This window comes from Bradyrhizobium sp. U531 (genome assembly GCF_051710265.1).
In the GTDB taxonomy this organism is placed as follows: domain Bacteria; phylum Pseudomonadota; class Alphaproteobacteria; order Rhizobiales; family Xanthobacteraceae; genus Bradyrhizobium.
The window spans coordinates 839,845-860,395 of record NZ_JASVEN010000002.1 but is presented as its reverse complement, the minus strand read 5'-3'; the positions used below and the strand labels follow the sequence as shown (position 1 = coordinate 860,395).

General features: G+C 64.6%; 18 protein-coding genes. 6 read left to right on the top strand and 12 right to left on the bottom strand.

Features of this window, described 5'->3' with window-relative positions:
- Positions 1–136: 136 nt before the first annotated feature.
- Together phaR and QRQ56_RS15885 are read left to right on the top strand one after the other, a co-directional pair.
- Positions 137–727, top strand: coding sequence for a polyhydroxyalkanoate synthesis repressor PhaR (gene phaR, locus QRQ56_RS15890; protein ID WP_438741358.1), 591 nt, complete (start codon positions 137–139; stop codon positions 725–727).
- A gap of 44 nt (positions 728–771) precedes the next feature.
- Complete coding sequence (locus QRQ56_RS15885) at positions 772–1,392, top strand: class I SAM-dependent methyltransferase (RefSeq protein WP_438741356.1); 621 nt, start codon at positions 772–774, stop codon at positions 1,390–1,392.
- Positions 1,393–1,514: 122 nt separating this feature from the next.
- Here the strand turns inward: QRQ56_RS15885 and QRQ56_RS15880 are convergent, their stop codons facing one another.
- Complete coding sequence (locus QRQ56_RS15880) at positions 1,515–2,402, bottom strand: branched-chain amino acid aminotransferase (protein WP_438741355.1); 888 nt, start codon at positions 2,400–2,402, stop codon at positions 1,515–1,517.
- A 267-nt stretch (positions 2,403–2,669) separates the two neighbouring features.
- On the opposite strand from QRQ56_RS15880, the gene QRQ56_RS15875 reads away from it, so the two are divergent.
- Positions 2,670–3,605, top strand: coding sequence for an alpha/beta hydrolase (locus QRQ56_RS15875; protein WP_438741353.1), 936 nt, complete (start codon positions 2,670–2,672; stop codon positions 3,603–3,605).
- Between the two features lie 168 nt (positions 3,606–3,773).
- Here the strand turns inward: QRQ56_RS15875 and QRQ56_RS15870 are convergent, their stop codons facing one another.
- On the bottom strand, positions 3,774–4,019 hold the full coding sequence (locus tag QRQ56_RS15870; RefSeq protein ID WP_438741351.1) for a hypothetical protein: 246 nt from the start codon (positions 4,017–4,019) through the stop codon (positions 3,774–3,776).
- Between the two features lie 155 nt (positions 4,020–4,174).
- On the opposite strand from QRQ56_RS15870, the gene QRQ56_RS15865 reads away from it, so the two are divergent.
- Together QRQ56_RS15865 and QRQ56_RS15860 are read left to right on the top strand one after the other, a co-directional pair.
- The gene (locus tag QRQ56_RS15865) at positions 4,175–5,104 is read left to right on the top strand and encodes a hypothetical protein (RefSeq protein ID WP_438741350.1); all 930 of its coding nucleotides are present in this window, start codon (positions 4,175–4,177) and stop codon (positions 5,102–5,104) included.
- A 184-nt stretch (positions 5,105–5,288) separates the two neighbouring features.
- Positions 5,289–6,872 carry a diguanylate cyclase gene (locus tag QRQ56_RS15860; protein WP_438741348.1) on the top strand — a complete coding sequence of 528 codons (1,584 nt, stop codon included), beginning with the start codon at positions 5,289–5,291 and terminating at the stop codon, positions 6,870–6,872.
- 16 nt (positions 6,873–6,888) lie between these two features.
- Here QRQ56_RS15860 and QRQ56_RS15855 read toward each other — a convergent pair whose 3' ends face one another.
- The 3 genes from QRQ56_RS15855 to QRQ56_RS15845 form a co-directional block, all read right to left on the bottom strand.
- Complete coding sequence (locus QRQ56_RS15855) at positions 6,889–7,449, bottom strand: carboxymuconolactone decarboxylase family protein (protein ID WP_438741346.1); 561 nt, start codon at positions 7,447–7,449, stop codon at positions 6,889–6,891.
- 110 nt (positions 7,450–7,559) lie between these two features.
- The gene (locus QRQ56_RS15850) at positions 7,560–8,720 is read right to left on the bottom strand and encodes a PLP-dependent cysteine synthase family protein (protein ID WP_438741344.1); all 1,161 of its coding nucleotides are present in this window, start codon (positions 8,718–8,720) and stop codon (positions 7,560–7,562) included.
- A gap of 42 nt (positions 8,721–8,762) precedes the next feature.
- Positions 8,763–9,227, bottom strand: a complete 465-nt coding sequence (locus QRQ56_RS15845; RefSeq protein ID WP_438741343.1) for an Lrp/AsnC family transcriptional regulator — start codon at positions 9,225–9,227, stop codon at positions 8,763–8,765.
- A gap of 158 nt (positions 9,228–9,385) precedes the next feature.
- Between QRQ56_RS15845 and QRQ56_RS15840 the strand changes: the two genes are divergently transcribed.
- Positions 9,386–10,402, top strand: coding sequence for a 1-aminocyclopropane-1-carboxylate deaminase (locus tag QRQ56_RS15840; RefSeq protein ID WP_438741341.1), 1,017 nt, complete (start codon positions 9,386–9,388; stop codon positions 10,400–10,402).
- A gap of 210 nt (positions 10,403–10,612) precedes the next feature.
- On the opposite strand, the gene recQ is transcribed toward QRQ56_RS15840, so the two are convergent.
- The 7 genes from recQ to QRQ56_RS15805 form a co-directional block, all read right to left on the bottom strand.
- Complete coding sequence (gene recQ, locus QRQ56_RS15835; protein ID WP_438741339.1) at positions 10,613–12,478, bottom strand: DNA helicase RecQ; 1,866 nt, start codon at positions 12,476–12,478, stop codon at positions 10,613–10,615.
- 251 nt (positions 12,479–12,729) lie between these two features.
- A complete protein-coding gene (locus QRQ56_RS15830; protein WP_438741337.1) occupies positions 12,730–13,476 on the bottom strand; it encodes a polysaccharide deacetylase family protein in 747 nt (248 codons plus the stop codon).
- A gap of 63 nt (positions 13,477–13,539) precedes the next feature.
- The gene (metA, locus tag QRQ56_RS15825) at positions 13,540–14,580 is read right to left on the bottom strand and encodes a homoserine O-succinyltransferase MetA (protein WP_438741336.1); all 1,041 of its coding nucleotides are present in this window, start codon (positions 14,578–14,580) and stop codon (positions 13,540–13,542) included.
- 12 nt (positions 14,581–14,592) lie between these two features.
- A complete protein-coding gene (locus QRQ56_RS15820; protein ID WP_438741334.1) occupies positions 14,593–15,894 on the bottom strand; it encodes an O-acetylhomoserine aminocarboxypropyltransferase/cysteine synthase family protein in 1,302 nt (433 codons plus the stop codon).
- 239 nt (positions 15,895–16,133) lie between these two features.
- Positions 16,134–17,069, bottom strand: coding sequence for a glutathione S-transferase family protein (locus QRQ56_RS15815; protein ID WP_438741333.1), 936 nt, complete (start codon positions 17,067–17,069; stop codon positions 16,134–16,136).
- A gap of 68 nt (positions 17,070–17,137) precedes the next feature.
- Positions 17,138–18,775: an amidase family protein gene (locus tag QRQ56_RS15810; RefSeq protein ID WP_438741332.1), complete on the bottom strand. Its 1,638-nt coding sequence runs from the start codon at positions 18,773–18,775 to the stop codon at positions 17,138–17,140.
- Positions 18,776–18,964: 189 nt separating this feature from the next.
- Positions 18,965–20,527: a M15 family metallopeptidase gene (locus tag QRQ56_RS15805; RefSeq protein ID WP_438741330.1), complete on the bottom strand. Its 1,563-nt coding sequence runs from the start codon at positions 20,525–20,527 to the stop codon at positions 18,965–18,967.
- Positions 20,528–20,551: the final 24 nt, after the last annotated feature.

Here is a 20,551-nt window from a genome sequence, read left to right as displayed (position 1 = left end):
CTCCGGGATTAACCGTGCCGCACAAAACGGTAGCGTAAGCCCTTTGAAAATGCTTATTTTGTTGCGTTGCGTACTCTTCCCGCCCTGCGGTATGGCCCGCCGGGTTCCCGTTCTCCGCGTTTGCAAGTGAGAGCCCATGGCGAAATCAGACCAACCCACGACCATCAAAAAATACGCGAACCGCCGGCTCTACAACACCGGAACGAGCACCTACGTGACGTTGGAAGACCTCGCCGCGATGGTCAAGGATGGCGAGGATTTCCTGGTCTATGACGCCAAGACCGGCGACGACATCACCCGTTCCGTGCTCGCCCAGATCATCTTCGAGCAAGAGAACAAGGCCGGCCAGAACCTGCTCCCGACCACCTTCCTGCGCCAGCTCATCCGCTTCTACGGCGACAGCATGCAGATGGTGGTGCCGAAATATCTGGAACAGTCGATCGCGACCCTGACCCAGGAGCAAGAGAAGTTCCGCAAGCAGATCGCCAACACCCTGTCCGGCACTCCTTTTGCTCCCTTGGAAGAACAGGTCCGCCGGAACATGGAGCTGTTCCAGCAGACCTTCTCGATGTTCAAGCCCTTCGCCCAGCCGCCCCGTTCGGGCACGGCGGAGGCGGAGCCCGATGCCAATGCCGCGGCGCCGGCGGAAAGCAACATCGACGATCTGCGCCAGCAGATGAAGGAAATGCAGGATCGCCTGGAGCGGATGTCGAAGAAGGAAGAATAGGTCTTTCTTCCCCCCCGGCAGCCGAATGAGCCGGAGGATACGACATGTCCGACCGCAGCTCTCATTGGGACAGGGTCTACGCCACCAAGGGCGAGGACGAGGTCAGCTGGTTTCAGAATAGCCCCTCGACCTCGCTCGCGATGATCCGAGCGGCCAATCCCGATCGCCATTCCGCCATCATCGACATCGGCGGCGGTGCTTCGCGCCTGGTCGATGCCCTGTTGCAGGACGGATATCGCGACGTCTCCGTGCTGGACCTCTCGGCCAACGCACTCGACGCCGCCAGGACGCGGATCGGCAGCGCCGCCGCGACGGTCGACTGGATCGTCGCCGACGCCACGACATGGCGGCCTGCAAAGGCCTATGGGGTCTGGCACGATCGCGCGGCGTTTCACTTTCTGACCGACCCCCGCGACAGGGCGGCTTACGTCGAGCGCCTGCGGTCCGCGGTCGCCCCCGGCGGCCATGTCATCATCGCGACATTCGCACCCGACGGCCCGGAGAAATGCAGCGGCCTGCCGGTGCAGCGCCATGACGGCGCCAGCCTTGCAGCAGAGCTCGGGGCGGAGTTCGCGCTGATCGAGACGCGCAGCGAGATGCATCATACGCCGTGGGATTCGACGCAGGCGTTTCAGTTCAGCCGGTTTCAACGACGAGGCTCGTGAAAAGCGGCTGCACGCTCGACGAGTTCGTCATTGCGAGCGTAGCAATCCAGACTGCCGCCGCGGAAAGATTCCTGGATTGCTTCGCTACCCTCGCAATGACGGAATTCGCGAAACCAGCTCGATCAAGCCGCCAGCTTCACCGCATGGGCAAAGTCCCAATAGAGCTTCCGCGCCTTGGTGTAGAACGGCCCCGGCTTGAGCTCGCGCTCATCGATGCGGATCACCGGGGCGACCTTGGCGAAATTGCCGGTGGAGAAGATCTCGTCGGCGGCCAGGAAATCGGCATAGCGCAACGTCTTCTCGACCACGTTGACGCCGTCGCCGCGCAGCAGGCTGATGACGCGCTGGCGCGTGATGCCGTTGAGGAAGGTGCCGTTCGGCACCGGCGTATAGACCACGCCGTCCCTGGCCATGAACACGTTGGAATTGCCGAATTCGGCGACGTTGCCGAGCATGTCGAGCATCAGCGCGTTCTGGAAACCGCGCAACGCGGCTTCGGCGAGCGCGCGCGAATTGTTCGGATAGAGGCAGGCCGCCTTGGCCTCGACCGGCGCGCATTCGGCCGTGGGCCTGCGGAACGGCGACAGCGTGATCGCATTTCCGACCGGCTTCGGCATCGGCGCCTCGTAGATGCACAGGCACCAATTGGTGGTCTCGGGGTCGAACAGCACGCCGCCGCCCGAGCCGTTCTGCGCCCAGTACATCGGACGGACATAGAGCTCGGCATTGGCCGCAAAGCGCGCAATGCCTTCGGTCGCAAGCCCGAGCCAGGTGCCGGTATCGACCACCGGCTTCAGGCCGAAATTGATCGCGGATTGATTGGCGCGGGCGACGTGACGGTCGAGATCGGGCGCGACGCCCTCGAAGGCGCGCGCACCGTCGAACACTACCGAGCCGAGCCAGGCCGCATGCGTGCGCGGCCCCATGATCGGCACGTTGCCGTCGTGCCATTTGCCCTCGAAGAAGGTCCAGCTCGGCGAATATTCGATCGGCTTCTTGATCTCGGCCATATCAGGCCTCCCGTTGGACATATCCGGGCACTATTGTCCCAATTTCTAAACGATTTGCTGCCGCGACCAGGTGAGTTACCCTCTCCCCTTGTGGGAGAGGGTGGCTCGCCGCGTAGCGGCGAGACGGGTGAGGGGTATCTGTCCGCGTGCGCGTTTGCGGAGAGATACCCCTCATCCGGCGCCATAGCCGAGGCTTCGCCTCGGCGTTCTTAGGAACGGCGGCCGAAGGCCGCCTATGCCACCTTCTCCCACAAGGGGAGAAGGAAGATGCCGCTCGATCCGCTCGCAAAGCGCTTGTTGACCATGATGGCCGCGGCTGCGCCGCAGGCGAGAAGCCGCCCGAGCGTGGAGGCGCGGCGGCAATCGCTGGCCAAGCTGATGCAATTCGCGCGCGCCGATGCGCCTGACGTGACGACGCACGATGGCACGCTGCCCGGCCGCGCCGGCGAATTGCCCTATCGCCTCTACACACCCGCCAATGCCGACGCGCTTGCGCCGGGCTTCGTGTTCTTTCACGGCGGCGGCCTCGTCGCCGGCGGCATTGCCACGCATGACCGCATCGCGGCAGCGCTGGCGCACGCCACCGGCTGCCGCCTCGTCTCGGTCGACTACCGCCTCGCACCGGAGCATCCTTTTCCGGCCGCGGTCGAGGACGCGATCACCGCCACCGAATGGGTTGCGCGCGAGGCCGCGTCGCTCGGCATCGACGCAGACCGCCTGGTGGTCGGCGGCGATTCCGCCGGCGCAACGCTCGCGGCGATCGTGTGCCAGGAAGCGGCACAGACGGCGGGCCTTGCCATTGCCGCGCAATGCCTGATCTGCCCGGTGCTTGATTTCGAGGAAATTTCGCCCTCACGCGAGGCCTTCGCCGAGGGCCATCTGATCGACCGCGTCACGATCGAGGCCGATCTGTCCGACTATCTGCCTGAAGACATCGACACGGCCGACCCCCGCGTGTCTCCCTTGCGTGCAACCAGGCTCTCCGGCCTGCCGACCGCGATCATCCACACCGCCGAATACGACCCGATGCGCGACGAGGGCAATGCCTATGCCCGCAAGCTGCTCGCCGCCGGCGTCGCCGTCGAGCATGTCTGCCACGACGGCATGGTTCACAATTTCCACGCCATGGGCGCGATCCTGCCGCAGGCGCAGCTCGCGCTGTCGCAGATCGGCGAGCAGGTGCGGCGGGCGGTGGAGAGATGAGATGCTCCTTCCCCTCTCCCCTTGTGGGAGAGGGTGGCTCGCCGCGATGGCGGCGAGACGGGTGAGGGGTCTCCGTCCACGAATCCAACTCGCATTCGAATGTGCCGAGACACACCCCTCATCCGGCGCTTCGCGCCACCTTCTCCCACAAGGGGAGAAGGAAACAAATTACGCGCGCGCGTCGATCACCGCTCTGGCGGCCGTGACGTAGTCAGGCCAATGCATGTCTGCGTAGCGTTCCGCATGGCGGGCGCAGGTGACGTCGGGCGCATGCGCGGCGGCGATCATGCGCGCAAAGCGTTCTTCGGCCACCGTCGCGTCGTCGGGCACCGGCGCGGGTGCAGCCGCGACAGCGGTGGGAGCGACGGCAAGCCCCGCCATTCCAGCGAGCAGGATGCGGCGTGACGTGGTCATGGCTGTCGTCCTCCGTTGTCCCGCCGATCCCGGCCGGCGAGCGAGTCAGTGCAATCGCCGCAAATTAGCCGCGCTTGTCGATGCAGTCCATGGCTTGCGGATAGCGCTTGACCGCGGGAACGATCACGTTCCATCTAGCTCGCGATTTCGCCACCATGGCCCACGCGTCGGATTGTCACGTGTCCCCTCACCGCTCCTCGCATCGTCCAATCTTTCGCGCTGTCGCGATGGGACTGGCCTGCCTTGGGGTTTCGATCGGCGCCGCGTTCGCCGCCGACGACGAAGAGGATGCACCCGCGAAACCCGCGGTGCCGAATCTCTATCTCGATCTGCGCACGACCTACGCGTCGATTCCGGCCGGAACGCTCGGGCTCGGCTTCGGCACCACGTCGCTGTCGACCGCGCTCGAAGCCCTGGCGGTGCGCCGAGGCGCAACGCTGCCGAACGGCCTGCCGGCCGCGAAATCGATCGCCGTCGACCTGCCGCTGACCGTCGACGTCAACGACCGCGTCTCGCTTTATGGCGGCGTGTCGGGCTCGACGACCGACATCGGCGGCGGCTGGTCGATGTTCGACGTCACGAGCTGGAACATTGGCGTGCAGGCCGATCTCTACAGCCAGGATGGCGGGGCGATCCCGACCATCACGCTGCAATCGACCCTGACGCAATCCGTGCCGAACGATCAGGGCATGACGAATTCGTTCAACAACATCCTGGAATTCGACTACGCGCTCGACGAGGACGAGACGCGGGGCTGGCTAGCCGGCATGCAACATACCTACACAACCATCGCCAGCCCGTTCGCCAGCATCGGAACGAACACGATCCTCTATGCCGGCGGCTATTACCAATGGCCCAGCAACTGGAAGTTCACTGGACGCCTCGGCATGCAGTCGTTCGGCGGCGCTCGGCTTGCCGGCCGGACGCTGGCAGAGTCCTTCACACAACCGATCCTGCGGCTCGACCTCGATCGCATGGACGATAATGACAACCGCCTGTTCGGCATCACCGCGCAGATCGCCTGGATGCCGAAGCCGTCCTACCAGCTGACCTTGCGCACGCCGCTCTACGCCGTGCGCAACTGACTGCGATCGCGCAGGGATTTTCGGCAGAGCCCGGCCTCGGCCATTGACCCACGGCCGGGTGCCGCACCGGCCGTCAACCGATTGTTAATCCTCATCCCAAAACCTCGATTGCGTTACGCCGCGGCAAGGAAGCCTGAAGCAAACTGGACCGACTTTTCGCATCGTGCGTGCTTGGAGGCTGCGAATGTCCCATCTGGTGCCGGAACGGACTCTGCTCGCTGGGAAGATCTTCTTCAATTTCGGCCAGTCCACGATCGATTGCTTGGTACGCCGGCTGACCGAGGAAGCGGCAACGCTGGAAATGGAAAGCAGCCTCGGCGTGCCCGAGCGCTTCCAGCTCAGGCTGGCGGGACACGAGATGCTGTCCTGCCGCATCGTCTGGCGGTCCGACCGGCAAGTCGGCATCGCCTTCGAACGACCGAACGGCGTCGAGAGCCACGCCGGTGAAGAGCGGAGGCGCTCGTCCGACGCGATGATGCGCGGGCAGATGCTCGCGCTTCGCGCGGCGCTCGATTTCGTCCCACTCGGCATCGTGCTCCTGGATGCAAATCTTCGCGCTAGGTTGATCAACCACGCGTTCCGGCAGATGTGGCTATTGCCGGATGAAGTCGCCGACAGCCATCCGTCATTCGTGACCCTGATGCATCATGGCCGCGATACGCTCGCTTACGAGATTCCGCCGGCTGAACTCGAAGCCTATGTCGCCGAGCGGGTTCGTCACGTGCAGGCGGGCGACGCATCGCCGCTCGATCTGCGCCGCTCGGGCGGCGACGTCGTTCGCATGCAATGTACGCCGCTGCCCGACGGTGGGCGGATGCTGACCTATACTCCCGTCACCGACATCGTGCGCAATTCCGACGAGCTCAAATTGCTGCGCGACGCGCTCGAGAATGTCGAGGACGGCGTGCTGCTGCTCGATCGCGATCTCAACGCCAGCTTCATGAACCGGCGGATGCGCCGGTTCTGGGAAGTCAGCGAGCAGGAAGCCGCAAGCCGGCCGACCTATGCATCGCTGGTGAGCCGGGTCCATCGCGCGAGCGCGCCGAACCTTCCCACAAATGAACTGACGAAATTTCCGGCCAGGCGAGTTGCAGAGGTCAAGGCCGGCGACCACGTGCGCGACCTGCAGACGCCGGATGGACGACGCATCAGGGCCCATTGCACCACGATGTCGAATGGCGGCCGCATGCTGACCTATGTCGACATCACCGACCTCACGCAGAAGGCCGCGATGCTGGAGACGCTCGCGACCACCGACCCGCTCACCGGCCTCTACAACCGCCGGCACTTTCTGGAGTGCCTTGACGCGGAATGGAGCCGGTTCCAGCGCTATTATCGCTCCGTCTCGGTGCTGATGCTCGACATCGACCACTTCAAGTCGGTCAACGATCGTTACGGCCACGCCGTGGGCGACGCCGCGATCAGGACCGTTGCGTCCGCGTGCCTCGACGGCAAGCGCAAATCGGACATCGTCGGCCGTCTCGGCGGCGAGGAGTTTGCGATTCTGCTGCCCGAGACCAGCCTGTCGCGCGCAAGGACCGTCGCCGATCGCATCCGCAAGCGCGTGTTAGGGGCGCAGGTCGTATCCGGACAAATTCAGTTCGGCGTCACCGTGAGCGTCGGCATCGCGGAGGCGACCGTGAGCATGTCCGGCATCGACGCGCTGATGAGCGCGGCCGATTCAGCGCTCTACCAGGCCAAGGCCGAGGGCCGCAATCGCTGCATCGCCTTCGCGCCTCCATTGCCGGCCGACAAGGCGGCGGAGTGACCGAGCGCTGTAGCTGTTACTCCGGCACCGGCACGTCGAACGTGTTGAGCGTGACCGAGACCATGCAATAGACGCCGACAAGGTAGGACAGCTCGGCCGCGCCGTGCTCGCCGAATTCCTTCACGGCGGCACGATAGGTCAGCTCAGGCAGCACGCCGCCGTTCACCAGTGCCGAAGCCATGTCGTAGGCGACCGCCTCCTGCTTGGTGAGATCGACCGGCCGCTGGCCGGCGACGATGGTCGCGAGCTTCTCGTCGGACAGGCCGCGCTGCTCGGCCACCAGCACATGGGCATACAGTTCGTAGCCGGAACGGAAATGCGAGCCGGTGACGAGGATCGCGACCTCGCGCACCGGCGCGGGCAGCAGCGGGTTCGCCGCGATGGCCTTGACCAGCTCCCACACTGGTTTGCCGAAGCGCGGTTCGCGGATCCAGGGATTCCACGGACCGAGCAGCGCACCGTCGTCGCGCATGTTCACGAAGCCCTTGAAGTGGTCCTTGATGCCCGCTCGCATGTCATCATAGAGGGGCTTCTGCTCGTCGGTCAGATCCTTGGGATCGAGAATGGGAAGGCGCACAGCAGGGGTCTCCTCGTTGAGAAGATGCGAAGCTCACCCGCATGCTTGCGCAAGGCAAGTGAAGTTGCCGTGACGGCCGTGCCATTTCGCAAATCGCACGGCAACGCCGGCTATGGGCCGTTTTGCCCTGCGCTCTGCGGGTTGATGACGTCGTCAACGGCGAGCGTCAGCGGCTCGCCAGTCGCGAGGAACGACGACAGCATCGCCTCGAACGGCGCCGGATCGAGGCCGCGCGCCTTCAGCCAGCCGGGCTCATAATAGGTCTGCCGATAGCGCTCGCCGGAATCGCAGATCAGCGTCACCAGCGACCCCGTCACGTTCGCCTGCCGCATCTCCGACGCGAGCCGGCACAGCGCCAGGAAATTGGTGCCGGTGGAGCCGCCCACCGGACGACGCAGCCGCCGCGACAGCACGTTCATCGCCGCGATCGTTGCCGCATCCGGAATCTTCATCATGCGGTCGACCACGCCGGGCACAAAGGACGGCTCGCAGCGCGGCCTTCCGACGCCCTCGATCAGCGACGGGCGATCGCAGACATGGGAATGATCCTGCGAGCGGAAGCACTCGAAGAAGGCGGAGTGTTCGACATCGGCGACGCACAGGCGCGTCGGAAACTGGCGATAGCGCAAATAGCGTCCGATGGTGGCCGAGGTGCCGCCGGTGCCCGCGCCCATCACGATCCAGTCCGGCAGCGGGCGCGGCTCGCCCTGCAACTGGCTGAAGATCGATTCGGCGATGTTGTTGTTGCCGCGCCAATCGGTGGCACGCTCGGCGAAGGTGAACTGGTCCATGTAATGACCATTCAGGCGGGCCGCGAGCGCGGCCGCCTCCGCATAGAGCGCGCGGCCGTCGTCGATCAAATGGCAATTGCCGCCGTAGTGCTCGATCGCGGCGACCTTCTCCGCCGAGGTCGTGCGCGGCATCACGGCATAGAAGGGCACGCCGATCATCTCTGCGAAATAGGCTTCCGACACCGCGGTCGATCCGGAGGAAGCCTCGACCACGGGCGTACCTTGGCGGATATGGCCGTTGCAAAGCGCATAGAGAAACAGCGAGCGCGCCAGGCGATGCTTCAGGCTGCCGGTCGGATGCGTCGACTCATCCTTCAGATAGATGTCGATGCCTGATAGCGCCGGAACGATCAGCCGGATCAGATGCGTGTCGGCGGTGCGGCACTGGTCAGCCTCGATCGCGGCCACGGCCTCGTCGACCCAGCCGCGCCGATAGGACGGCCCGGCCGGATTGGGGTGGCGGAATGGGAATGTCTGCATGGGGGGAATCTTTCATGATGCGCACCGGGCATCAAGGGTGGTTCAAAACTCCAGCGGCGCATTGTCGACGACTTCCTTCATCACGAAGAAGGTGCGGGTCTGGCGCACGCCGGGGAGCGCAATGAGCTGCTCGCCATGGATACGGTTGAAATCCTCCATGTCGCCGACCCGAATCTTGAGGAAATAGTCGAAGTCGCCGGCGACGAGGTGGCAGTCGAGCACGAATTTCAGCCTGGCGATCGCCTGCTCGAAAGTGGCAAAGCTCTCGGGTGTCGAGCGGTCCAGCACGACCCCGACCATCACCAGCGTGCCCTTGGACACCTTCTTTGGAGCGACCATGGCGCGGACGGCGGCGATGAAGCCGTCCTCGAACAGGCGCTGGGTGCGGCGATGGCAGGTGGCGGGGCTGATCGCGACCGTCTCGGCCAGATCGGCATTGCTCAGCCGGCCGTTATTCTGCAGCAATCTCAGGATCTTGAGGTCGGTGCGGTCAAGCCGGGCAGCCATGAAAGAAGCTTCCATATAATGGCGATAATCCGGAATAATTATTATCAATATCCGCCATTTGCGCAAGAAGATGCGCAATATGCCTGCAATAATCGAGAGCACATTTTGTCGAGGCGATGTTAGGCAACAGCCAACGCCAACGCCAATCGGGATGACCCATGAAGCTCGACAAATTTCCGCGCTACCCGCTCACTTTCGGCCCCACGCCCATCGAGAAGCTGGAGCGGCTGTCGAAGCATCTCGGCGGAAATGTCGAGATCTATGCCAAGCGCGAGGACTGCAATTCCGGCCTCGCCTATGGCGGCAACAAGCTGCGTAAGCTCGAATACATCATCCCGGACGCGATCGCCTCCAACGCCGACACGCTGGTGTCGATCGGCGGCGTGCAGTCCAACCACACCCGCATGATCGCGGCCGTTGCCGCCAAGATCGGCATGAAGTGCCGCCTGGTGCAGGAAGCCTGGGTGCCGCACGAGGACGCCGTCTACGACCGCGTCGGCAACATCATGCTGTCGCGCATCATGGGCGCCGACGTGCGCCTCGTCGACGAAGGCTTTGACATCGGCATCCGCAAGAGCTGGGAGCAGGCAATCGATGAGGTGAAGGCGGCGGGCGGCAAGCCCTACCCGATTCCCGCCGGCGCCTCCGTGCACAAGTTCGGCGGCCTCGGCTATGTCGGCTTTGCCGAGGAAGTGCGCAAGCAGGAGCAGGAGCTCGGCTTCCAATTCGACTACATCATCGTCTGCACCGTCACCGGCTCCACCCATGCCGGCATGCTGGTCGGCTTTGCCGCGGACGGCCGCGCGCGAAAAGTGATCGGTATCGACGCCTCGTTCACGCCGGCGCAGACGAAAGCGCAGGTGCTGGAGATCGCGAAGAACACCGCAGAGCTCGTCGAGCTCGGCAAGGACCTCGTCGCCGATGATGTCGTGCTGATCGAGGACTATGCCTATCCCGCCTATGGCGTCCCCTCGGAAGAAACCAAGGACGCGATCCGCCTGACCGCGCGTCTCGAAGGCATGATCACCGACCCCGTCTACGAGGGCAAGTCGATGCAGGGCCTGATCGACCTCGTGCAGAAGAACCATTTTGAGAAGGGCGCGAAGATTCTGTACGCCCATCTCGGCGGCGCGCCGGCGCTGAACGGGTACGCTTACGCGTTCCGGAATGGGTGAGTGAGGACGTAGCTTTCGCGCATCATACACCGCTGTCGTCCCGGGCAAGCGTAAGCGCAGACCCGGGACCCATACGCCGCAGCAATCGTTTTGCGAAGACTCGTCGTTGCCAGCGCGTCGCAGCAACGCCGCCCTGTGATTATGGATCCCGGATCTGCGCTCCGCTTCGCTGCGCTTGTCCGGGATGACGGCGGAGTTAAAAGCCGCTCCCTACCGCGTCCTGACGATCTGCAGCAACTCGTCGCCGTAATGCTCGAGCTTCTTGTCGCCGATCCCAGGCACGTTGCGGAGTTCGTCGAGCGTGGTCGGCCAGGCCCGGACGATGCCGTCGATGGTAGCATCGTGCAGCACGACATAGGCCGGCACGCCGCGCTCGCGCGCGATGTCCGAACGCCAGGAGCGCAGACGCGCGCGCAGTTCGGGATCGACATCGCCTTGCGGCGCGCTGGCCGCGGGCGCGAGGTCGCCGCGGCGAGATTTTCCGCGGCTGGCACGGACGCGCGTGTCGGGCGCTTCTTCGCGTAGCCACACTTCCGTCTCCCCGCGCAGCACGCCGCGCGCGCTCTCCGTCAGCTTCAGCGCACCATAGGCTTCGCTGTCGGCCTGCAGATGCCCCATCGCCACTAGCTGCCGCAACACGGTGCGCCACTGCTTTTCGTTGAGCTCGCGCCCGATGCCGAACACGGACAATTTGTCGTGGCCGAACTGCGTCACCTTCTCGGTCAGGCGCCCAATCAGCACGTCGATCAGGTGCATCGCGCCGAAGCGTTGCCCGGTGCGATAGGCACAGGACAGCAGCTTCTGCGCCAGCACCTTGCCCTCGCGCATTTTCGGCGGCGTCAGGCAATTGTCGCAATTGCCACAAGTCTCAGTCATCACGATCTCGCCGAAATAGGCGAGCAGCCGGCGGCGCCGGCAGTGCGCCGTTTCGGCAAGGCCGACCAGCGCATCGAGCTTGCCGATCGAGACCCGCTTGAAGTCGTCGGAGGCGCTGGATTCATCGATCATGCGGCGCTGCTGCACGATGTCCGAGAGGCCGTAGGCCATCCAGGCCGCCGACGGCTTGCCGTCGCGGCCGGCGCGGCCCGTCTCCTGGTAATAGGCCTCGATGCTCTTGGGCAGGTCGAGATGGGCGACGAAGCGCACGTCGGGCTTGTCGATACCCATGCCGAACGCGACGGTCGCGACGATGACGATGCCGTCCTCGTTGAGGAAGCGATCCTGGTTGCGCGACCGCACCTGGCCGTCGAGCCCGGCGTGGTAGGGCAGCGCTGCGATACCGGCCTCGTCGAGCGCGGCAGCGACCTCCTCGACACGGTTGCGCGACAGGCAATAGACCACGCCGGCATCGCCGATATGGCGCTCGCGGATGAACTCCTTGAGCTGCGATACGGCGCTGCGCTTGTCGACGATCTCGTAGCGGATGTTGGGCCGGTCGAAGCTGGAGACGAATTGCGGGGCGCCCGTCAGCTGCAGCCGCTCGACGATCTCCTTGCGCGTCAAATCGTCGGCGGTCGCGGTCAGCGCGATGCGCGGCACGGTGGGAAAACGTTCGGCGATGACGGACAGACCGACATATTCGGGACGGAAATCATGGCCCCATTGCGAGACGCAATGCGCCTCGTCGATTGCGAACAGCGCGACCTTGGCCTGCGCGAGCAGCGACAGGCATCGCGGCGTGACCAGGCGCTCGGGCGCGACATAGAGCAGATCGAGATCGCCCGCGAGCAGGCGCCGCTCGATCTCGGAGGCTTCCTGGAACGACAGCGACGAATTCAGCGCGGCGGCGTTGACGCCGGCCTCGATCAACCCGGCGACCTGGTCGCGCATCAAAGCGATCAAAGGCGACACCACGATGCCGCAGCCTTCGCGCAGCAGCGAAGGAAGCTGGTAGCACAGCGACTTGCCGCCACCGGTCGGCATCAGGACCAGGCAATTGCCGCCGTTCGTGACGTGCCTGACGATCTCGCCCTGCGAGCCGCGGAAACCCGGCAGACCGAACACCGAATGCAGCACCGACAGCGCGTCGCGGCCGTCGGCCGGCGCAGGCAGCGGGGCAGTGGAAGGAGCGGACATGAGTGGGCTGGAACCAGACCGTGGGATTCGTCCCAAGGCCAGTCGCATGACGGAGCCGGCGTGGCAAGACCGTTTGCGCGGCAAGGTCGGCTCTTCCCCTCTCCCCTTGTGGGAGAGGGTGGCTCGCCGCGTGAGCGGCGAGACGGGTGAGGGGTTCTATCCGCAAGTTCGACGAGGCTTGTTTGCGGAAGCATACCCCTCATCCGGCGCTTCGCGCCACCTTCTCCCACAAAGGGAGAAGGAAAAAGCAGCTACGCCCCGATTCGCCGCAGCGCTTCCGCCACCGTCACGATCGGCATGTTGCGCCTATCGGCCGCTTCCAATGCATGACGCATCAGGTCCGGCGTGCAGCCATAGGGGCTCGGTGCGTTTGCGATGTCATGGCCGTAGAAGATGAGCCATCCGCCGCTCGCGACGGCCTCATCGAAATAGCGATCGACGCCGGCCTTGTCGATCTCGCGATCGACCAGGGGCGAAGCGCGCAGGAACTGCAGATCGATGACGTCGCTGTTGACGCCCGGGAGAATGCCGCGCGCCGAGTGGAATGCCTTGGCGAGCTGCGGCTTGCGCCAGACCGAGGCGATCCCATAGGGGTAGGCGAAGTTCTCCAGCGCGATCGAGGAATCGATCGCCCGGAAATAGGATCGGTTCCGATCGATCTCGCGCGCCATCGCGGCTTCGTCGAGATCGGCCGAGCTCTGATGCGAGAAGGTATGGCAGGCGATCTCGTGACCGGTGCGGTGAAGCCGGACGATCGCCTCGTCCGACAGGCCATGCCAATGGTCCGACGGCTGGCCGATCAGGCTGCCCGCGAGATAGAACGTGCCCCGGCCACCATGCTTTTCCAGCAGCTCGGCGCCCTCGCCTGCGGCGCTGTCGGGGGCATCGTCAAAGGTGAAGCTCACGAGCGGCGCTTGCGACGCGGGCAAGCGATGCGGCGCGGCACGGAAATGCCGGGCCAGCCGATTGCTCACGCGTCCCTGGAATGCCGACCACACGACTGCGTTTCCCGTGATTCCGTATGTCCGTACTGAAACATTCGCGTGCCGGTTGGGGCAAGCTTAACGGCCGGGTAATCCTAACGCGGAACCAACATCTTGCGGCTGGCCCGCGGGAACCGATGCCGCGGTTTCCCCGCTGAGATATTGCAGCCAGTTGCGGAAAAGTACCGCCGCCGCGCTGCCGGCAGCGATATCGGCACGCAAGTTCAGCGCAGGCAGCTCGTTGGTGAGTGCCGGGTGGCGCTGATGCGCCGCCTTCTTCTCGAAGCGGACCAGCTTCTCTTCCGTCGCTGCGTCAAAATAGCTCACGGGCAACCGCGGATAGTTCTCGCGCTCCCGCGCGAGATAGCGGCCGATGTCGCGCAGATATTCGCGCTGAAGCGACAGCGCGTCGTATTCCGGGTGGCCCTGGAAGAACACGAAGCGGCTGGCATATTGCCGGACGAAGACGTCGACGCCGGCCTGATCCGAGCGTGTCACCACCTGATAGCCGGCCTGCACCAGGTCGCTCTCCGCGATCTCGTTCAGGCGCGAATGCGACACCTTGAGCGGCGCTGCGGCTGCGCGCGTCAGCGAATCGCTGGTGACGGTATCGCATTCGAAGATGCCGTGGCATTTGGCCGGCAGCCGCCGCCGCGCGATGCCGTCGAGATGCAGCACCGCCGCATGCGCGGCGAGGCACGACCAGATCGTCGAGCGCGTGTTGGCCTTGGCCCAGTCGATCAGCTCGGTGAGATCGCGCCAGTACGGCTCCTGGTCGAGCTCGGGCGCGACGGGCTCCGCGCCCGTCACGATCAGCCCGTCGAACTTCTGCTTCTTCAGATCGGAGAGGTCGGAATATTCGCTCTCGACATGCCATCGCGCTTCCGGCGAACGCTTCACGCTGGGAAGCGAGAAGCAGTGGAAGCGGATGCGGTACGAACCTGCCGCGGCCTGGAGCAGCTTCATGAACTGCCGCTCGGTCGCCTTCAGCGCCGGATCCGGCATGTTGTTGACGAGCCCGATCGTGAGCTCGGAGCGGGAATCGCGCGCGAGATCGCGCTCGGTCGGCACCAGCGCCGGGCTCGATATGACTTGATCCCTGTCGATCAGGATCGTCATGGGCGGTGCCGCCTACTCCGCGGCCTCGAGGCGCGCCGACCTGCAGGCCTTGTCCAGCGCCTGGTCGATGTCCTCGATGATGTCGGAGATGTGCTCGATGCCGATCGAGAGCCGGATGGTTTCCGGCAGCACACCGGCGACGCGCTGCTGCTCTGCCGACATCTGGCGATGGGTGGTCGAGGCCGGATGGCAGGCTAGCGACTTGGCATCGCCGATATTGACGAGGCGCGTGATCAGCTTCAGCGCATCGTAGAACGTCTTGCCCGCTTCCATGCCGCCCTTGATGCCGAAGGTGAACAGCGACGAGGCATTGCCGTCGAGATATTTCTGGACCAGCGGGTAATACGGGCTATCGGCGAAACCGGTGTAGTTGACCCAGGCAACGCGGGGATCCCCGCGCAAGAATTCGGCGACCTTGCGGGCGTTCTCGACATGGCGCTCCATGCGCAGCGCCACGGTCTCGATGCCCTGCAGCAGCAGGAAGGCGTTGAAGGGCGACAGCACCGAGCCCATCGTGCGCTGATAGACGCTGCGCGCGCGCTCGATATAGGCGGTACGGCCGAAGCGCTCGGCATAGACGAGGCCGTGATAGGAGGCGTCCGGCTTGTTGTAAGCCGGGAAGCGCTCGGCATGCTTTGCCCAGGGGAAATTTCCGGAATCGACGATGGCGCCGCCGAGCGTGGTGCCGTGACCGCCGAGAAACTTGGTCAGCGAATGCACGGCGATGTCCGCGCCATAGTCGAACGGCTTGAGCAGGATCGGGGTGGCGACGGTGTTGTCGACGATCAGCGGCACGCCATGGGCATGCGCGATCTTCGCCAGCGCCTCGATGTCGCAGACATTGCCGGCGGGATTGCCGATGGTCTCGGCGAACACCGCCCGGGTATTCTCGTCGATCAGCTTCGCGACCGCCTCTGGCTTGTCGCTCTCGGCGAAGCGGCCGGTGATGCCCTGCCGTGGCAGGATGTGCGAAAGCAGCGTATGCGTCGTGCCGTAGAGTTGCGGCACGGAAACGATGTTGCCGCCGTGATCGGCGACGTTGACGAAGGCGAAATGCAGCGCCGCCTGGCCGGTCGCGACCGCGAGCGCACCGACGCCGCCTTCGAGCTCGGCGATGCGCTTCTCCAGCACCGCGCTGGTCGGATTGGCGATGCGGCTGTAGCGATAGCCCTCGGCCTCGAGATTGAAGAGTGCCGCGCCGTGATCGGCGCTGTCGAAGGCGTAAGCCGCGGTCTGGTAGATCGGCACGGCGACCGCGTGCGTGGTGGCTTCGGGCTCGTAACCGGCGTGAATCGCGATCGTTTCGTTTCGCATCGTGCCACCTCCGCGTGGAGCGGTCCGCACTTATTGGCCTGGAATGAGGCATGTGCGTTGTCCGCCTCGCCCGTGTTAGAGGCGGGTGGTAAAGCGGACAATAATTCGCTTAGAGATCGAGGAAGTAACCCTAACCGTTGTTGGCGAATTGGCTCAAATTCGAGTTAAATTGGATTAATGAATTGCCACCGCCATGACGGTGCCATCCCCTCTCCAACGCCGCGGAGGGTTCTTGGACGCTACGCCGCCGGCGTCACCAGGAAGCCTGCGCGCGGGAAATGGACGACGACGTCTCCGGCAAGGTCGTCGTGACGGCGGATGGCAATGCTCTGTGCCGACAATGCCACGATCCGCCCGCGGACCGCGATCTTGCCGTAGTCGTCCGGCCTGACGTCGACGAGATCACCGACCGTGCGGCCATTGGGATCGTGCGGGTCTTCCACCTCGATCGTCTGCGGGGTCGCGCGGCGACCGATCTCCAGCGCTTCCGCCGTCGACATCTCGGTGCGCGTGCCGTGGCCGATCGCGCGCACGCGCGTCTCCCAGGCGCGGACGTTTGGAAACTGGGCCAGCAATTCGTCGGCCACCGGCAGATTGGAGCGGACGTACCAGATGTTCATATAGGCGTTGATGTCGAACAGGCCCATCGCGCCGCCGCCGAGCCACGGGCCACCGCTGCCAAGCTGCGTTTCGATCCAGCCGACATGGGCGCGAAATTGATCGCGCATCTGCGGGATCGCCGCTTTCATCGCCGCGACGTCGAATTTGGCGCCGCGCAGCTTCTCGCGGTCCTCGATGAAACTCTGCGGCACCTTGTCGGCGAGCGAGCCGAATACGAGGTTCACCGCGTTCTGGAAGAATGATTTGTCGGTCCACATCGCGCTTGCGGAGGCGAGCCCTTCGTTGCCTCCGGGAAACAGGCTCGGCGCGGGACAGCGGCGCTCCAGCTCGCGGATGATGCACTGGGTGTCACAATAGATGTCCGCACCGATTTGCATCACGGGCGTGCGCCGGTAGCCCCCGGTCATCGGCATCAGGTCCGGACGCGGCATGATCCTGGAGATGCGAACCGAGGTCCAGGCGATGTTCTTCAGGCCGAAGACGAGCCGGATCTTCTCGGAGAACGGCGACTCGTCGAAATGATGCAGAATGACGGAATGATCGTTCGGTGCCATGGGTCCCTCCCCTTCCGTCGGTCCCTTCTCCCACGCGGGAGAAGGGACGCAAGGTCGATCTGATCAGCCTAGCCCATCGTCTCCCAGAGCCGGTGGGTGAGCACGCCGGCGCGCTTCTCGATCGCGGCCGCCGCATCGAGCGCGAGGTCCTCGCGGTAGCGCCCGGCAATCAGCTGCACGCCGATCGGCTTGCCGTCGTGAACGGCGACCGGCACCACCGCGCCGGGCAGGCCGAGCACGTTGATCGCCGAGATGAAGCGGATTTCGCCCCAGAAGATCTCCTTCACACGCTCCGCGCTGACGGTGTCGTCGCGCGGGCCGGGCGTCGGCTTCACCGTGGTCGGCGCCAGCACGACCGGATATTCCTCGAAGAACAACTGCCACGCGCGGATGTGGCCGTTGCGCGCGGCGGTGGCCTGCATCCAGGCCTTGAGATCGAGCACGTTGGCCTTGGTCTTCATGCCGTTCCACGCCTTGTGGAAGTCTTCCGACGTGACCTTCAGCATGCCGGCCTCCTGCATCACCACCGTCTCGTTGGTGATGATGTCGCACCAGGTCTGCCAGACGCCGTTGATGTCGGGCACCTCGACCTCGCTGACGCGGTAGCCGGAACGTTCGAGATGGTCCGCGGCCTGGCGCAGCGCCGCGGCGACGGATGGATCGACCTGCATATCCTCAGGGATCTTGGCCAATGCCACCTTGATCGGGCCCTTCGGCTTGTCGCCGACCAGCGGCGCCGGCACCCACCAGGGATCGCGTGGATCGCGCTGGCTCATCACCTCGAGCGCAAGGCGAACGTCGCCGACATGGCGCGCGAGCGGCCCCTGCGCCGACATCAGATGCGCCAGCATCGGTCGTTCGGCCGTGGCGCTCGCGTTGAACGCGGGGATGCGCCCCTGCGTCGGCTTGATAGTGGCAACGCCGTTGCAATGCGCCGGCCAGCGCAGCGAGCCGCCGATGTCGTTGCCATGGGCGATGGTGCCGATGCCGGCGGCAACCGCCGAACCGGCGCCGCCCGAAGAGCCGCCGCAGGTGATATCGGGATTCCAGGGATTGAGCGTCAACCCGTGCAGGGGATTGTCGGTGAAGCCGCGGAAGGAGAATTCCGGCGTGTTGGTGAGCCCGATGACGATCGCGCCCGATTTCTTCAGGTTGCGCACGACCGGCGCATCCGACGGAGCGACCAGGCCCTCATTGGCGGGTACGCCGTTGAAATTCGGCCGTCCCTCGTAATCGACGTTTTCCTTGATCGTCACGGGCACGCCGTGGAGAAGACCGAGCGCACCGCCCCTGGCGCGCTGCTTGTCGGCCGCATGGGCGGCCTTCAGCGCCTCCTCCGAGAGATCGACGACGACCGCATTCAGCTTCGGATTGACGGCGCGCATGCGCTCCAGATGCGCTTCGACCGTCTCGACTGCGGAGATCGCACCCGCGCGGATGGCAGAAGCGGTCTCCACGGCCGACCACTGCCAAGGCGCTCCCTTGGGGCGGGGAGACGCGGCCCGCCCGCGCGGGGCGGGCTTCTTCGCGCCTGATGTCTTCGCCCCAGACTTCGCAGCAACGCCCTTCCGGGCGGGAGATGTCTTGCGCGATGTTTTCGTCGCCGACTTCTTGGGAGCACTTTTCTTCGAAGCACTTTTCTTCGAAGCAGTTTTCTTCGAAGCAACTTTCTTCGAAGCTTTCTTGGCCGCCGCCTTCTTCGCCACCTGGTACCTCCTGAAATTACGCGGCGGGAGGTTACGGAGGCGGATCGGGCATGTACAGGTGCGTTTCTGCATGGCGCGCTGGCGCGGGGTGCCAGTGCGACCAATCAGCCGCTTCTTTCAAAGCTTGAAGGGCCGGGCCGAATGACTCGGCCCGACCCTTCCGTGTCGCGCTCGACAATTGTCCTCGCGCTACGCGATCTCGTTCGATCGTTGAATGAAGGCGATCTCGAAATGCATGCCATCTTGGCGGGTGCCAAAATGTCCGCCCCAATAGAATCCATGCTTGTTCGCGATCGAGACCAGCTCCCGGACGGAGCCACGATGGCCCACGAGCACCGGCCGGGCGCCCAGCGGATTCTCGTCGGCGTTGATGTCGAAGGCACTCCCGAACGCATGGTTGCTGAGTTGCGTGGTCGATCCCCGGATGAAGCGAGGCACGAAGGACCCGTCATACGAGAGGATTCTGTCCAGCAGATTCGCTCTCTCCCAGTCCTCCCAAAGCGCTTTCAGCTGCCCCGCGGCCAACTTGTGGAAGCGCATCGTAGCAGGAGCGTGCGCGCCCAGAGCTTTGCGCAATTGCGGGATGGGAACGCTCACGATGTTGTCCCGCTCCCACGTTCCCAGGATTCGAATGTTCTCGCGGTTGTCCGGACGGGGCTCCGAGACGAAGTTGAACGCTCCGAACACGGCCTGTCTCGCCGCAGTGTTTTCGAGCGGCGGAAAATCCGGCCGTGGCGGGAAGTTCGAGCCCGTCATGTCGGAGGCGGGCTCTTCGATCAGCTCGAAGCCGAGCTGCATGGCTTTGATGATGGTCTGGCGACCTGCGACACCGTCGCTCGTCAATCCGTTTGCCGCCTGAAACGCGCTCGTTGCCGCCTGGGTCTTGTCGCCGAACTCTCCGTCGAAACCACCGGGATCGAAGTGCTGCCCCTGCAGAAAGCTCTGCCAGGCTTTCACGAGCGGCCCCTGCGAACCCAATCGAAGCGCCCGCAAGGTCACGGGCCTCGTCGACTCCCCCGGCGACAAAGCAGGCGCTTCCGCGACCGGCACGATCTCCGGTGCCACGCCGCCGCCGCTCAGCAACATCGCATTGGTTGCGGCTCGCGTGGCGCTGAAGCCGCGCGATTGAGGCGTGATATTCGGGCTTTCGATCTGAGTATCGGTCATGTCAACCTCCTCCGAACTACTGGTGATGAAGCTCTTTGCAACGTTCAGTGCGTTATTCCACCGATTAACCAGGCCCTTCCAGAACTTGCTCGTTTCATTGCGCTTCGCGACATCCCGCTCGTACTGTTCGCGGGCCGCGCGCAGCTCTTGCAAGAGCTCCAGCGTGTCGTCCTCGCGGGCGGCAACGAGCGTCCGTGCGGCGGCATCGATCACGCCAGTGTCGGCAACACCGAGGGCCCTCTGGAGGATTCTCGCCGCTCCACGCGGGCCACGATTGAAACAGCAATCGCGCAGATAGCATTCGATCGCCGGCTTCTTCGACCAGGTCGAGACGCCGTCGGTGTAAGTGGCGATGATCTCGCAGGCGTGCCGCTCGGCCTCCTGAAACTGTCCGGCCTCGATGAGATCAGCCAGCATCCTTGCTTCTTCGGGATGGAAGCGCTCGTTGATGCCCGCGACTTCATATGTGCCTCCGCCGTCGTCGCTCGGCAGCTTGTAGACCGTAAGCCGTCCCTGCTTGTCGCGCCGGGCTTCGAAACTGAGGATGGATGCTGCCATCCGCTGGCGGTCTGCTGGTGTGCTCATTCAAAGCCCTCCGCAATCTGCCAC

Bases quoted from the DNA above. Each gene is read 5' to 3' on its own strand.
- QRQ56_RS15845 (WP_438741343.1), bottom strand. From the start codon at position 9,227: ATGGCTGCCCGGCTTGACCGCACCGACCTCAAGATCCTGAGATTGCTG.
- phaR (WP_438741358.1), top strand. From the start codon at position 137: ATGGCGAAATCAGACCAACCCACGACCATCAAAAAATACGCGAACCGC.
- QRQ56_RS15850 (WP_438741344.1), bottom strand. From the start codon at position 8,720: ATGCAGACATTCCCATTCCGCCACCCCAATCCGGCCGGGCCGTCCTAT.
- QRQ56_RS15875 (WP_438741353.1), top strand. From the start codon at position 2,670: ATGCCGCTCGATCCGCTCGCAAAGCGCTTGTTGACCATGATGGCCGCG.
- QRQ56_RS15820 (WP_438741334.1), bottom strand. From the start codon at position 15,894: ATGCGAAACGAAACGATCGCGATTCACGCCGGTTACGAGCCCGAAGCC.
- QRQ56_RS15885 (WP_438741356.1), top strand. From the start codon at position 772: ATGTCCGACCGCAGCTCTCATTGGGACAGGGTCTACGCCACCAAGGGC.
- recQ (WP_438741339.1), bottom strand. From the start codon at position 12,478: ATGTCCGCTCCTTCCACTGCCCCGCTGCCTGCGCCGGCCGACGGCCGC.
- QRQ56_RS15870 (WP_438741351.1), bottom strand. From the start codon at position 4,019: ATGACCACGTCACGCCGCATCCTGCTCGCTGGAATGGCGGGGCTTGCC.
- QRQ56_RS15815 (WP_438741333.1), bottom strand. From the start codon at position 17,069: ATGGCACCGAACGATCATTCCGTCATTCTGCATCATTTCGACGAGTCG.
- QRQ56_RS15865 (WP_438741350.1), top strand. From the start codon at position 4,175: ATGGCCCACGCGTCGGATTGTCACGTGTCCCCTCACCGCTCCTCGCAT.
- QRQ56_RS15805 (WP_438741330.1), bottom strand. From the start codon at position 20,527: ATGAGCACACCAGCAGACCGCCAGCGGATGGCAGCATCCATCCTCAGT.
- QRQ56_RS15860 (WP_438741348.1), top strand. From the start codon at position 5,289: ATGTCCCATCTGGTGCCGGAACGGACTCTGCTCGCTGGGAAGATCTTC.
- QRQ56_RS15880 (WP_438741355.1), bottom strand. From the start codon at position 2,402: ATGGCCGAGATCAAGAAGCCGATCGAATATTCGCCGAGCTGGACCTTC.
- QRQ56_RS15840 (WP_438741341.1), top strand. From the start codon at position 9,386: ATGAAGCTCGACAAATTTCCGCGCTACCCGCTCACTTTCGGCCCCACG.
- metA (WP_438741336.1), bottom strand. From the start codon at position 14,580: ATGACGATCCTGATCGACAGGGATCAAGTCATATCGAGCCCGGCGCTG.